This window comes from Streptomyces sp. NPDC006261 (genome assembly GCF_040613515.1).
Taxonomy (GTDB): Bacteria; Actinomycetota; Actinomycetes; order Streptomycetales; family Streptomycetaceae; genus Streptomyces.
Window position 1 is genome coordinate 1 of record NZ_JBEXSI010000104.1, and the last position, 13,273, is coordinate 13,273.

9 protein-coding genes, 1 tRNA gene and 2 pseudogenes are annotated in these 13,273 nt (G+C 67.7%); 5 read left to right on the plus strand and 7 right to left on the minus strand.

The window, feature by feature from the left end; genetic code table 11:
* Positions 1–29: 29 nt before the first annotated feature.
* A pseudogene (locus ABZ154_RS33655) lies at positions 30–1,178 on the plus strand (tyrosine-type recombinase/integrase).
* Between the two features lie 84 nt (positions 1,179–1,262).
* On the opposite strand, the gene ABZ154_RS33660 reads toward ABZ154_RS33655, so the two are convergent.
* From ABZ154_RS33660 to ABZ154_RS33670, 3 genes are all read right to left on the minus strand, one after another.
* Complete coding sequence (locus tag ABZ154_RS33660; RefSeq protein ID WP_179886932.1) at positions 1,263–1,649, minus strand: hypothetical protein; 387 nt, start codon at positions 1,647–1,649, stop codon at positions 1,263–1,265.
* Positions 1,646–3,169 carry a hypothetical protein gene (locus tag ABZ154_RS33665; RefSeq protein WP_356838159.1) on the minus strand — a complete coding sequence of 508 codons (1,524 nt, stop codon included), beginning with the start codon at positions 3,167–3,169 and terminating at the stop codon, positions 1,646–1,648. Before ABZ154_RS33665 ends, ABZ154_RS33660 begins: the two co-directional genes overlap by 4 nt.
* Positions 3,170–3,835: 666 nt before the next feature.
* Positions 3,836–3,909 (minus strand) — tRNA-Gly (locus ABZ154_RS33670).
* Between the two features lie 571 nt (positions 3,910–4,480).
* Between ABZ154_RS33670 and dcd the strand changes: the two genes are divergently transcribed.
* Together dcd and ABZ154_RS33680 are read left to right on the plus strand one after the other, a co-directional pair.
* On the plus strand, positions 4,481–5,056 hold the full coding sequence (dcd, locus tag ABZ154_RS33675; RefSeq protein ID WP_050358434.1) for a dCTP deaminase: 576 nt from the start codon (positions 4,481–4,483) through the stop codon (positions 5,054–5,056).
* A 6-nt stretch (positions 5,057–5,062) separates the two neighbouring features.
* Positions 5,063–5,563 (plus strand): phosphoribosyltransferase, encoded by a 501-nt coding sequence (locus ABZ154_RS33680; protein ID WP_356838161.1) that lies wholly within the window; start codon positions 5,063–5,065, stop codon positions 5,561–5,563.
* Positions 5,564–5,633: 70 nt separating this feature from the next.
* On the opposite strand, the gene ABZ154_RS33685 is transcribed toward ABZ154_RS33680, so the two are convergent.
* From ABZ154_RS33685 to ABZ154_RS33700, 4 genes and pseudogenes are all read right to left on the minus strand, one after another.
* The gene (locus tag ABZ154_RS33685; RefSeq protein ID WP_356838163.1) at positions 5,634–6,665 is read right to left on the minus strand and encodes a Yip1 family protein; all 1,032 of its coding nucleotides are present in this window, start codon (positions 6,663–6,665) and stop codon (positions 5,634–5,636) included.
* A gap of 130 nt (positions 6,666–6,795) precedes the next feature.
* Positions 6,796–6,953 (minus strand): annotated as a pseudogene (locus tag ABZ154_RS33690) (VCBS repeat-containing protein); the annotation flags it as partial.
* 132 nt (positions 6,954–7,085) lie between these two features.
* Positions 7,086–9,353 (minus strand): heterodisulfide reductase-related iron-sulfur binding cluster, encoded by a 2,268-nt coding sequence (locus ABZ154_RS33695; RefSeq protein WP_356838164.1) that lies wholly within the window; start codon positions 9,351–9,353, stop codon positions 7,086–7,088.
* A gap of 97 nt (positions 9,354–9,450) precedes the next feature.
* Positions 9,451–10,215 (minus strand): sugar transferase, encoded by a 765-nt coding sequence (locus tag ABZ154_RS33700; protein WP_356838167.1) that lies wholly within the window; start codon positions 10,213–10,215, stop codon positions 9,451–9,453.
* Positions 10,216–10,648: 433 nt separating this feature from the next.
* Between ABZ154_RS33700 and dnaK the strand changes: the two genes are divergently transcribed.
* Both dnaK and grpE read left to right on the plus strand, forming a co-directional pair.
* Positions 10,649–12,502, plus strand: coding sequence for a molecular chaperone DnaK (gene dnaK / locus ABZ154_RS33705; protein ID WP_030571022.1), 1,854 nt, complete (start codon positions 10,649–10,651; stop codon positions 12,500–12,502).
* Positions 12,499–13,152 (plus strand): nucleotide exchange factor GrpE, encoded by a 654-nt coding sequence (grpE, locus tag ABZ154_RS33710; RefSeq protein WP_356838166.1) that lies wholly within the window; start codon positions 12,499–12,501, stop codon positions 13,150–13,152. The genes dnaK and grpE overlap by 4 nt, the downstream gene beginning before the upstream one ends.
* Positions 13,153–13,273: the final 121 nt, after the last annotated feature.

A 13,273-nucleotide genomic window follows, 5' to 3' on the forward strand; every position in this document is an offset into this window, starting at 1 on the left:
GAGCGTTCCCGCTACGGGAAGGCCGCCTGATGGCCACCCGCAAGCCGCAGAGGCGGCGTGAATTCGGCACGGTCCGCCAACTGCCTTCGGGGCGCTGGCAGGCACGCTACTGGGCCCCGGACGGCAGCCGCCGTACGGCCCCGGAGACTTTCTCGACGCGCACGGACGCCCAGACCTGGCTCACGCTCACCCAGGCCGACATCGAGCGCAAGCACTGGGTTGACCCGGACGCCGGGGCGGTCAATTTCGCTGCCTACGCGGTCCAGTGGGTCGAGGAGCGCGGCCTCTCGGCCACCACGGAGGAGCTGTAACGCAGGCTCCTGCGGTTGCACCTGCTGCCCACGTTCGCCTCGGTGAACCTGGACGACATCACACCGCCCGGTGTGCGCACCTGGCGGGCCGAACGGCTGGAGGCAACCGGTGCGACGACCGTCGCCAAGTCGTACCGCCTCCTCAAGGCCATCATGGAGACGGCCGCCGACGACGAGCTGATCCGCCGCAACCCCTGCCGGATCAGGGGCGCCGGCAGCGAAAGGGCGAAGGAACGCCCCACCGCCACCGTCGAACAGGTCGACGCGCTCGCGGATGCCATGGGCCCCAGGTGGCGGCTGATGGTCTACTTCGGAGCCTACGGGCCGATGCGGCCGGAGGAGCAGGCGGCACTGCGGCGGCCCGACGTCACGCTCGAACCGCTCGCGGCCAGGATCAGCGACGCCGCGCCGGAGCTGACTACGGGCCGCCGGGTCGAGGGCGACACGAAGTCGACCGCCGGACGCCGAACCGTCTTCCTCCCGGCCTTCTTGTACATCGAGGTGAAACGCCACCTGGACTGGTACGCGGAGAAGGAGCCCAACGGCCTTCTGTTCGTCGGCGAGCGGGGAGCGCCATTCCGGCGGTCCACCTTCGGCCGCAAGTGGCGCAGGGCGCGCGCCAAGGTGGCCCTGCCGGAGGACTTCCGCTTCTACGACCTCCGTCACACCGGCCACACCTTGTCCACCCAGTCGGGGGCCACGCTCAAGGACACGATGGTCCGCGCCGGCCAGTCCTCGGAGAAGGCGGCGCTGATCTACCAGCACTCCGACGGGGAGCGGCAGCGGGAGGTGGCGGAGGGCATCGACGTACGGGTGCGGGAAGGACGCCAAAGGGCCAAGGAGGCGAGCCGCCTGGCCGAGCGGTAGAAATAGCTGGGCGGGGCGGCAGCCTTCTCCTCGCCCAGCTCGCGTGTCCCACATGTGTGGCCTGCCGATCGGCAGGCCACACATTCAGCTGAGCAGCACCTGGATCGCGCTGCGAAGCGAGTCGGCGAGCGAGTTCAAGGACGCGGCAGAGCCAAGCGCGAGGCTAAGCATCTCCAAGGTTTCGGTAAGGCGGCGGCCGTCCGGCGTCGGCTCGCGAAGCTCCTCGTCGATTCTGGCCACGGCCTGTCGGCAGCTGTCGATGCTGTGGACTTCGCCAGCGTGCGTGTCCAGGGCGGCTGCCAACTCGGCGAGTTTGGCCTGCGCGGCCAAAAGCCTGGGATCGTCTGCTTCACGTCCCGAAACTTGGACTTGGCGCATGTCGCCGCCGACCCTGCCGGTGTTGACTTGATTGCCGCTGCCGGTGACGTGGGTGCCGCCACTTGTGTTCGCTCGTCCAAAACGCATAGTCATCCCGCCTTCTCGGTTCTGTTCGCCGGACTGCCAGGCGCGGAGCCTTGCTGCATACCGCCGCCCATATTTCCGGTGTTCACCTGGTTGTTGTCGCCGCTGATGAAGTTCTGTGTGATGGCAATGGCCTGGCGTTTGAAGTCTCCGGTGGCCAGACCGTGGTCAGCGAGAAAGGCGCTCACAGTGCTGAACATCCTCGACTGGAGGATCGAAACGTACCGCTGCACGTCCTCGGTCTGGTGCATATCCTCAGTCGTCGCCCGGCCACAGTGCTCTCGAAGGCTTACGGGCTTGCCGTCGTCCCTTGGGCGAACAGCGGCTGCGGCTGTGGTTGCCGCGCTCAGCAGTCCGAGGCCACGGCCGACTGCTGTGTAGGCCCCGGCAGCTAGTGCGACGGTGTCTCCGACCGCGTGAAGCGGCGCTTCCGCCAGTTTCCTAGCGAGGTCCCAACCCTTCGCGGGAGTAACGTTGGCCGAAGGGGTCAATGGGGCGTGGACATGCGGACGGGTAACGAAGTGAAGGGTGTTGCCTTCCAACGCAGCGTGCGCGAAGACTGTCACCACAATCTGCCCGTCCCATGCGATGACCTGCGCAGCCAGGTATCTACGAGAGAAGTGGCCGGTGGGCGCGTCACGGGCCTCGGTGCACATTTCAGTAGCTTCCGGCCACTCTGACTTGCTGACACCGCCCCTACTCTGCCCCAAGGTTTTCCATCGACTCTCTGGAACCCCTAGGAATTCGGCCACATCGCAGTTGGGTAGGGCGTGGGTCTCAACCAGAGCTCCGCGAAGTTCCTCTAGCTCGTCACGCACCTTGTCCAGGAGTTCGTCCGCCTCAAACTTTTGGCTCGCATCGAGATCGAACGCACCAGTGGCCGAAAGATTGTCTTCTTCCTCATCGCTGGTGCGAGCTGACGTTAGCTGGATGCGGGTAGCACCCCTCATCCACGAATCGAGGCCGGCTCCCACGAAGCGGTCTACATTGCCTTCCCTGCGGTAGGCAATGCTTTGCCACTGCTCTGAGACTTCGTGCGAAGCAATCTTCTTAGCAGCGTAAGGGGCGAGGAAGGGACGTTTGGCCAGTTGTGTGCGGCTAGGCCGTAGTGACTGCATATAGGCGTGACACGCCAAACGGTCAAGAAGATGAATGCTTGTGGTGCCGATGAGAAGGTGAGGAACGACGATAAGAGCTTCCACCACGGCATCGCGCAGCATCGGCTGATGAGGCTTGACGAAGGTCCAGAGGGCAAGCAGGGCTGCAGCAAGCAGGACAGTCGGAACCAGTGCGCTGAAACCCCAGCGGATGACTGCTCGACCGGCCCGCCCGGTGAGGAACTGCCAGACCAGCATGGCCAGGATGAGCGCTGCAAGTCCCAGTGGGTGAGTGCTTGCCATATAGAGGGACGTGGCCAGCAACAGGGTGAAGCGGAGGCGACGTTGTCGTCGTGCCGCCACGCTGTGGGTGAGTACCGGAGCCAACGCGAATCCGAAGGACGGCACCGGCCGCTTTCGCGCGTACAGCACGTTTGTCAGAGCCCACTGCGCGAGAGGCTCCCCGGTGAACTCGTCTAGACCCCGAATGGGGCGCTGGGGCCTTCCCTGGATCTTGTCCTGCCATCGCCCGACCCAGTCCCGTGCCTGCATGATCCTGTTGACTCGCTCGTGCACGGAGCCAGCCAACCCCCGAATGACGGAGTTGCTGCTTGGTGCTGGATCTCGCCGAGCGTACTCCGACCGGACGGGACGCTGGCCGGGTACGTAGGCCAGCGGCCGACCAGTCTTGCCGTTCACTGGTATCTGGGGAACGGGCTCCGACTTCTGTCCGGCATCAGAGTCCGGTGTGCGTCCGCGGGGCATTCCCGCCTTCCAAGACAGCAGCGGCACCTGCCACCTCCCCCGAGGACCGTCCAATGAAGGCCCCACCTTCGACCACGGCGGATCTCCTCCGCTGGCGAATGGCTATCTCTGTCTCAGAAGCGCCCCAGCCTCGGCCGACACGCAGCAGATCGGCAACGTCTTGAAAGCCGACGCCGGACGTGCTGAGCAGATGCTTCAACCGTCCGCTGGTCCCGCCGGCGGCCTGGTCGCAAGCCCTTCGGGCCCCATAGATGGGGCACGCGGAGGGCACGCCGCACCGCAAGAGGTCTAGACAACAAACAAGGCCCGGGTCAATGACCTGGGCCTTCATCATGGAGCGGGTGACGAGAATCGAACTCGCGCTCTGAGCTTGGGAAGCTCATGTTCTACCATTAAACTACACCCGCGAAGCATGCCGATGATCGGCGCTGCATCGTCACACACTGTACCCCATGTCAGGCCCCCGGTGGATGAGCCGTGGGGTCTGTCGGTTGTGTGGGCCGAGGCGTGGGTGGGGTGGACGCGGTTGTGGTGGGCGGTAGTTGGGGGCGTAGCGTGCGGGGTCGGAGTGCCGCTTGCTGTGGCGTCCTGTTCATCCCCTAATGTGGCGGTCTCGTCCATATGCGGTTGGGGAAGGGACTTGATGGAGTCGATGGAGCGCACCGTCGTCCGCTGTGCCGAAGGGCACGTTTTCGCTACCTCGTCGTTCCCGATGCAGCAGCTCGGGGCCGACCGGATCGGGCCGGGGCGGTTGATCCGGTGCCCCCGGTGTGCCCGGTTGCGGCAGGCCGTTCCGGTGGCGGGGTTCGAGAAGCGGTAGGAGCGGGGGCAGGGGGCGTCGGTGGGGTGTGCGGGGGCGGGCCCGGTCCGTCGCTGCTGCCCCCGCCGACACCTCGTGGCCGTCCTGCCGCCGCCTCCTGCCCCGGCCCCAGGTGGTCCGGTTGGGGTGGGGTCGTGCCTTCTGCGTATCCTCGGGGCGTGCTTCTCTCAGACAAGGACATCCGGGCCGAGATCGACGCCGGGCGAGTCCGTATCGATCCGTACGACCCTTCGATGGTGCAGCCGTCGAGCATCGACGTGCGGCTGGACCGCTACTTCCGGGTGTTCGAGAACCACCGGTACCCGCACATCGACCCGGCCGTGGAACAGCCCGACCTGACGCGGACGGTCGAGCCCGAGGGGGACGAGGCGTTCATCCTGCACCCCGGGGAGTTCGTGCTGGCGTCCACGTACGAGGTGATCTCGCTCCCCGACGACCTGGCCTCGCGGCTGGAGGGGAAGAGTTCGCTCGGGCGGCTCGGGCTGGTGACGCACTCGACGGCCGGGTTCATCGACCCCGGGTTCTCCGGGCACGTGACCCTGGAGCTGTCGAACCTCGCGACCCTGCCGATAAAGCTGTGGCCGGGTATGAAGATCGGACAGCTGTGCCTGTTCAAGCTGACCTCGTCCTCCGAGTTCCCCTACGGCTCCGAGCGGTACGAGTCGCGGTATCAGGGGCAGCGGGGGCCCACGGCCTCACGGTCGTTCCAGAACTTCCATCGGACCCAGGTGTGATCGATCGTGACCAGTGACGTGCGGGAAAACCTGACCTACGAGGGCTTCGGGCGGGCTGTGCGGGAGCTCGCGCAGACCGTCGCCGACGACGGGTACGAGCCCGATGTCGTGCTGAGCATCGCCCGGGGTGGGGTCTTTGTCGCGGGCGGGCTCGCTTACGCCCTCGACTGCAAGAACATCCACCTGGTGAACGTGGAGTTCTACACCGGGGTCGGGACGACCCTCGATATGCCCGTGATGCTGGCGCCCGTGCCCAACGCGATCGACTTCTCGAAGAAGAAGGTTCTGATCGCCGACGATGTCGCCGACACCGGCAAGACGCTCAAGCTCGTCCACGACTTCTGCGTCGACCACGTCGCCGAGGTCCGCAGCGCCGTCATCTTCGAGAAGTCCCACTCCCTCGTGAAGTGCGAGTACGTGTGGAAGAAGACCGATCAGTGGATCAACTTCCCGTGGAGCGTGGAGAAGCCGGTCGTGCGGCGGGACGGGCAGGTTCTCGACGCGTAGGCCCGCAGCCAGTAGTACGTGAGAAGGCCCCCGGAGTGCGTCCGGGGGCCTTCTCACGACAGCCTCAGCCTCAGATCGTGCCCAGCTTGATGATCGACAGCAGCGCGAGCAGCTGGATCGCCGACGCTCCCAGCGCCTTCGGCCACGGCAGGTCGTGCGACTTGCCCACCATCGACGTGAACAGCGCGCCGGCCGCCAGCCAGGTCAGCCAGCCCATGATCTGGACCAGGGAGTTCTCGCCGCCCAGGAAGACGGCGAAGAGCAGCCGCGGGGCGTCGGTGATCGACATGATCAGCATCGACAGGCCGACCGTCGGCTGCCACGAGCCCGTGCCGCCGAGCTGGCGGGCCAAGGTGTGGGTCACCGCGCCGAGGACCAGGCCGCCGATGACGAAGCCGACGCCGGTGAAGAGGACGTACGGGACGGCCGTGGCGACCGGGGCGCCGATGGCCTCCTCGCGCGCCTGGTCGAAGCCGAAGAGCGCGAGCAGGCCGTAGAGGAACGTGACGATCAGCGCCGGGCCCCAGACGGGGTAGTCCCGCATCTGCCAGAACGTCGGGCCGGGGCGCGTCACGATGCCGGTCAGCAGCGCCTTCCACGGCAGGCGCGGGCCGGCGGGCTGGGCGGGGGCGGAGCCGGCGCGGTAGGTGTTGCCGTCGCCGTACGGGTCGTCGTTGCTGCTGAACGCCTGCGTGTGACCCGGGTTGTTGGCGTACGGGTCATGGGGTACGGGGTCGGCGTAGGGGTCGCCGAAATACTCCGGCTCGCCGTGTCCGCCGTGTCCGCCGTGTCCGCCGTGTCCGCCGTGTCCGCCGTGTCCGCCGTGTCCGCCGTGTCCGCCGTGTCCGCCGTGTCCTCCGCGGGTCCCGTGAGGGCCCTGCCCGTGTCCGGCGTGTCCGCCGTCGTGTCCGTTGCCCGCGTAGCCGCCGCTCGTGTACGGCGGGGGCGCCGCGCCGTTGCCGCCGCCGCCTCCTGCCGTCGGCCACGACGGAGCTCCGTACGGCGGCTGTGGTGCTTGCCCTCCGTACGGCTGCTGCCGCTGCTGCTGCGGTTGTTGCGGGGTGCGGTTGTCCCGGCCGCGTCCGATCCTGAATCCAGCCACCCATCGAACGTACCTGGTCCCCGGTGGTGGGAAGTGGGGCCCCGGGGAACCCGTGCGCCATTGCGGCCGAGCTGTGACATCCCCTAAGGGGCGCGGTGGGGGAGTTCAGGGGCGCACGAGGGGGAGTCCAGGGGAGGAACAGGGCCGTGGAGAACGTCAGGACCGTATCGTCCGCGTTACCCGCCGCGTACAGCGCGACCAGGTCCTCGCGGCCGCCGCGGTACGTCCGCGCCACCGTGTCCGCCTCTTGTCGCCGTCGAAGTCGCCGCGGGCGAGGAGCGCCGAGCGGGGGGCGCCCTTCGCGCGCAGGGGGCCTCGGCGTGCCGGAGCCCACATGCGGCGGTCGGCCCCGGGTACGGAAAGAGCGGCCGGTCCTGCCCCCGAGGCAGGTCCGGCCGCTCATCGCGCCGATGCGTTACGTCACTTTGCCGGTTCCGGCTCCGGTGCGTCCACCTGCTCCTGCTCGCCCGCCGGATCGGCCGGGGTCTTCACCGACTCCAGGAGGAGCTGCGAGACGTCCACGACCTGGATGGACTCCTTTGCCTGGCCGTCGTTCTTCTTGCCGTTGACCGAGTCGGTCAGCATGACGAGGCAGAACGGGCAGGCGGTCGAGACGATGTCCGGGTTGAGGGCGAGGGCCTCGTCGACGCGCTCGTTGTTGACGCGCTTGCCGATCCGCTCCTCCATCCACATCCGGGCACCACCGGCGCCGCAGCAGAAGCCGCGCTCCTTGTGGCGGTGCATCTCCTCGTTCCGCAGACCCGGGACCTTGGCGATGATCTCGCGCGGCGGGGTGTAGATCTTGTTGTGACGGCCCAGGTAGCACGGGTCGTGGTACGTGATCAGGCCCTCGACCGGGGTCACCGGGATCAGCTTGCCCTCGTCGACGAGGTGCTGGAGCAGCTGCGTGTGGTGGATGACCTCGTACTCGCCGCCGAGCTGCGGGTACTCGTTGGCGATCGTGTTGAAGCAGTGCGGGCAGGTCGCGACGATCTTCTTCGACGACTTGGGCTTCTTGGTCGTCGCGTCTTCGTCGTCTTCGCCGTACGCCATGTTCAGCATGGCCACGTTCTCCTGGCCGAGCTGCTGGAACAGCGGCTCGTTGCCCAGGCGGCGGGCGGAGTCACCCGTGCACTTCTCGTCGCCGCCCATGATCGCGAACTTGACGCCCGCGATGTGCAGCAGCTCCGCGAAGGCCTTGGTGGTCTTCTTGGCCCGGTCCTCCAGGGCGCCCGCGCAGCCGACCCAGTACAGGTAGTCGACCTCGGTGAGGTCCTCGATGTCCTTCCCGACGATCGGGACCTCGAAGTCGACCTCCTTGGTCCACTCGACGCGCTGCTTCTTGGCCAGCCCCCAGGGGTTGCCCTTCTTCTCCAGGTTCTTGAGCATCGTGCCCGCCTCGGACGGGAACGATGACTCGATCATCACCTGGTAGCGGCGCATGTCGACGATGTGGTCGATGTGCTCGATGTCGACCGGGCACTGCTCCACGCACGCACCGCAGGTGGTGCAGGACCAGAGCACGTCCGGGTCGATGACGCCGTTCTCCTCGGCGGTGCCGATCAGCGGGCGCTCGGCCTCGGCGAGGGCGGCCGCGGGGACGTCCTTGAGCTGCTCCGCGGTGGCCTTCTCGTTGCCCTCCATGTCCTTGCCGCCGCCGGCCAGGAGGTAGGGGGCCTTGGCGTGCGCGTGGTCGCGCAGCGACATGATCAGGAGCTTCGGCGAAAGCGGCTTGCCGGTGTTCCACGCGGGGCACTGCGACTGGCAGCGACCGCACTCGGTGCAGGTGGAGAAGTCGAGGATGCCCTTCCAGGAGAACTGCTCGACCTGGGAGACACCGAAGGTGTCGTCGTCGCCCGGGTCCTCGAAGTCGATCTCCTTGCCGCCCGACGTCATCGGCAGCAGCGCGCCGAGCGCGACGTCGCCGTCGGCGTTCCGCTTGAACCAGATGTTCGGGAAGCCGAGGAAGCGGTGCCAGGCGACACCCATGTTGGTGTTGAGCCCGACCGTGATCGCCCAGATCATCGTCGTACCGAGCTTGATCATCGCGAAGAGGTAGACGAGGTTCTGCAGCGTGCCGACGCTCAGCCCCTTGAAGGCCAGGACCAAGGGGTACGAGGCGAAGTACGCGGGTCCGTAGCTGTCCACGTGGTGCAGCGCGCCCTCCAGGCCGCGGAGCACCATGATCGCGGCGCCGATGACCAGGATGATCGCCTCGACGAAGTACGCCTGGCCCATCTTCGAGCCCGTGAAGCGCGACTTGCGGCCGGCCCGCGAGGGCAGGTTCAGCTGGCGGATCGCGATCAGGACGAGGATGCCGAGGGTCGTGCCGAGCGCGATGAACTCGATGTAGACCTCGTACGGCACGAAGGTGCCGATGTACGGGAGCACCCAGTCGGCCTTGAACAGCTGGCCGTACGCCGTGACGATCGTCAGGCCCAGCGTCAGGAAGCCGACCGCGACGAACCAGTGGGCGACGCCCACGATTCCCCAGCGGTTCATGCGGGTATGGCCGACGAACTCCTTGATCAAGGTGATCGTCCGCTGCTTGGGGTCGTCCGTGCGGCTGCCTGCCGGTACCGCCTGTCCGAGGCGGACGAAGCGGTAGATCTGTGCGACGGCTCGGGCGACGAGCGCAACACCGACCACCGTCAGCACCAGCGACACGATGATCGCGGCGAGTTGCATGAGTAGGGCTCCTCGGGCCTGCGAGAGCGGGATCCAGTTGACTACTGCCCACTACTACTAAGCAGTAACTTAATTAGTCTGTGCTGACACTATCCACTTATTCCACCCCGCTGTAGCCGGGCGGGCGGTGATCTGTGTCGCTCAGGTGTGCCTTGGTCGGTCGGGTCCTGCGGAGCGCAGTCCGCAGGGGGTTGCGTACGGCTTCCGCCAGGATCGCCAGGTCGAGCACCACTCCATGGTGCTCTGCGTAGTGCTGGTCCAGCAGGGCGGGGTCGTCCCACGGCATGCCGGAGCGGGCGCGCACCTGTGCCAGTCCGGTCAGTCCCGGCCGCAGTTCCTGCCGCCACTGCCGGGCCCCCGCCCAGGCGGCGCGGGGGTCGCCCGGGGCCAGGGGGGCCGGCCCTACGAGGGAGAGCTCGCCCCGGACGACCTGGGGGAGCCGGGAGAGCAGGTCGAGCCGGAGCCGGCGGGTGCGCAGGGAGCGCAGCGTGAAGACCCGGCCGCCCAGGCCCGTACGGGGGCTGCGCTCCCATGCGCTGCCCGGCCCCCACCGGAGGGTGAGGGCAAGTGCTCCGAGGGTGATGGCGGGGGCGGCCGCGATCAGGAGGGCGGTGCCGAGGGTCAGGTCCAGCAGCCGTTCGGCGGAGGTGCGGGGGGTGAGGCGGGCCGTGAGGTGCTCGGCCCGGTCGCTGAGGCCCGCGAGGCGTGCGGCGGGGCGGGAGGGGAAGTGGCCTCTGGCGGTGCCGGTGGGGGGCCGCGGGAGGCGCGTCGGCTGACGGGGCGGGGGCGGGGGTTGGGCTGGGGGTGGGGGTGGGGTTCGGGGCGCGGGCGGCTGCGCCGGGGACTGTGTTCCGGCCCGGATCTGTGGCTGTCGCTGCGTCCGCGCCTCTGCCTGTCGCTGCGCCTCTGCCTGTGATGGTTGCGCCTGCTTCTTCTGCTGCTGCCTCTGCTGTTTCTTCCTCTGGTTCTTCTGCCGCACGCGCCGCTGTCTCGCGTTCCGCATCGCGCCCGCCCGGGGTTCGGAGTCCGATGATGTGTCTGTACCAGCCGATCGATGACGTTTGTGACCGTCTCGCGGCATTTTGTGACAGAACGATCCCACGGTGGGATGGTGGGCAGGGCGGTGCGCGAGGGGTGTGGCGTGCGTGGCGGGCCCCTGGGGCGGGGAAAGAGCGTGACGGCGGCAGGGGAGTGCACCTAAGTTGAGTCTGGCCGACTCAGGTCTGTTGACTCTGGAGCGGGTGTCGTGCATCCTTGAGTCAGATCCACTCAAGTAGTCAGTTGGAGGAATTGAAATGGCACGTGCGGTCGGCATCGACCTGGGCACGACTAACTCCGTCGTCAGCGTTCTCGAAGGCGGCGAGCCCACCGTCATCACCAACGCCGAAGGCGCCAGGACCACGCCGTCCGTCGTCGCCTTCGCCAAGAACGGCGAGGTGCTCGTCGGCGAGGTGGCCAAGCGTCAGGCGGTCACCAACGTCGACCGGACCATCCGCTCCGTCAAGCGCCACATGGGCACTGACTGGAAGATCGAGATCGACGGCAAGGGCTTCAACCCGCAGCAGATGAGCGCCTTCATCCTGCAGAAGCTGAAGCGCGACGCCGAGTCCTACCTGGGCGAGAAGGTGGCCGACGCGGTCATCACCGTCCCGGCGTACTTCAACGACTCCGAGCGTCAGGCGACCAAGGAGGCCGGTGAGATCGCGGGCCTCAACGTCCTGCGCATCGTCAACGAGCCGACCGCCGCCGCCCTGGCGTACGGCCTGGACAAGGACGACCAGACGATCCTCGTCTTCGACCTCGGTGGCGGCACCTTCGACGTGTCGCTCCTGGAGATCGGTGACGGCGTCGTCGAGGTGAAGGCCACCAACGGTGACAACCACCTCGGTGGAGACGACTGGGACCAGCGCGTCGTCGACTACCTGGTGAAGCAGTTCGCCAACGGGCACGGTGTGGACCTGTCCAAGGACAAGATGGCTCTCCAGCGTCTCCGCGAGGCCGCGGAGAAGGCGAAGATCGAGCTCTCGTCCTCGACCGAGACCACGATCAACCTGCCCTACATCACGGCGTCCGCCGAGGGCCCGCTGCACCTGGACGAGAAGCTCACGCGCTCGCAGTTCCAGCAGCTGACCTCGGACCTCCTGGACCGCTGCAAGACCCCGTTCCACAACGTCATCAAGGACGCGGGCATCCAGCTCTCCGAGATCGACCACGTCGTTCTCGTCGGTGGCTCCACCCGCATGCCCGCCGTCGCCGAGCTCGTCAAGGAGCTGACCGGTGGCCAGGACGCCAACAAGGGTGTGAACCCGGACGAGGTCGTCGCCATCGGCGCCTCGCTCCAGGCCGGTGTCCTGAAGGGCGAGGTCAAGGACGTCCTGCTCCTCGACGTCACCCCGCTGTCCCTCGGTATCGAGACCAAGGGAGGGATCATGACGAAGCTCATCGAGCGCAACACCACGATCCCGACCAAGCGCTCCGAGATCTTCACGACGGCCGAGGACAACCAGCCGTCCGTCCAGATCCAGGTCTACCAGGGCGAGCGTGAGATCGCGGCGTACAACAAGAAGCTCGGGATGTTCGAGCTGACCGGTCTGCCGCCGGCCCCGCGCGGTGTGCCGCAGATCGAGGTCGCCTTCGACATCGACGCCAACGGCATCATGCACGTCGCCGCCAAGGACCTCGGTACCGGCAAGGAGCAGAAGATGACCGTCACCGGCGGCTCCTCGCTGCCGAAGGACGAGGTCAACCGGATGCGCGAAGAGGCCGAGAAGTACGCGGAGGAGGACCACGCCCGCCGCGAGGCCGCCGAGTCGCGCAACCAGGGCGAGCAGCTCGTCTACCAGACGGAGAAGTTCCTCAAGGACAACGAGGACAAGGTCCCCGCCGACGTCAAGACGGAGGTGGAGACCGCTGTCGGCGAGCTGAAGGAGAAGCTCAAGGGCGAGGACACCGCCGAGATCCGTACGGCCACCGAGAAGGTCGCGGCCGTCTCCCAGAAGCTGGGCCAGGCGATGTACGCCAACGCCCAGGCCGAGGGTGCGACGCCGGGCGCCGAGGCTCCGGGCGACGCCCAGGGCAAGGCCGATGACGATGTCGTCGACGCCGAGATCGTGGACGACGAGAAGGACACCAAGGGCGGTGCGGCGTGACCGAGGAGACTCCGGGCTTCGAGGAGAAGCCCGACGTCCCCTCCGGCGCCACCCCTGATGACGCCGAGCCGAAAGCTGCCGCACCCTCCGAGGAGGAGGAGGCGGCGGCCCCGGCCGGGGACACCGACCAGACCGTCGGCCTGACCGCTCAGCTGGACCAGGTCCGTACCGCGCTCACCGAGCGCACCGCGGACCTCCAGCGGCTCCAGGCCGAGTACCAGAACTACCGCCGCCGCGTGGAGCGGGACCGGGTCACGGTCAAGGAGGTCGCCGTCGCGAACCTCCTGTCCGAGATCCTGCCCGTCCTCGACGACGTCGGCCGCGCCAGGGAGCACGGCGAACTGGTGGGCGGCTTCAAGTCGGTCGCCGAATCGCTGGAGACGGTCGTCGCGAAGCTGGGCCTCCAGCAGTTCGGCAAGGAGGGCGAGCCCTTCGACCCGACGATCCACGAGGCCCTGATGCACAGCTACGCGCCGGACGTCACCGAGACGACCTGCGTGGCGATCCTCCAGCCGGGGTATCGCATCGGCGAGCGCACCATCCGCCCCGCGCGGGTGGCCGTCGCCGAGCCGCAGCCGGGCGCCACGCCCGCGGCGGCCAAGGAAGAGAAGACAGACGACGAGGAGAGCGGTGGCACCGAGGAGGTCTGACGACACCACGTCTGACCACCAGGGTGCACACCGACCGGTCCGGCGGACGGGGCGGTCCCTTCACCGGAAACCGCCGCCCCGGGCGTTGGGGACGATGCGGCGCACGCGGCCGCGCGCGGGG

Coding starts and splice junctions, on each gene's coding strand:
- ABZ154_RS33660 (WP_179886932.1), bottom strand. CDS start 1,649: ATGACTATGCGTTTTGGACGAGCGAACACAAGTGGCGGCACCCACGTC.
- ABZ154_RS33695 (WP_356838164.1), bottom strand. CDS start 9,353: ATGCAACTCGCCGCGATCATCGTGTCGCTGGTGCTGACGGTGGTCGGT.
- dnaK (WP_030571022.1), top strand. CDS start 10,649: ATGGCACGTGCGGTCGGCATCGACCTGGGCACGACTAACTCCGTCGTC.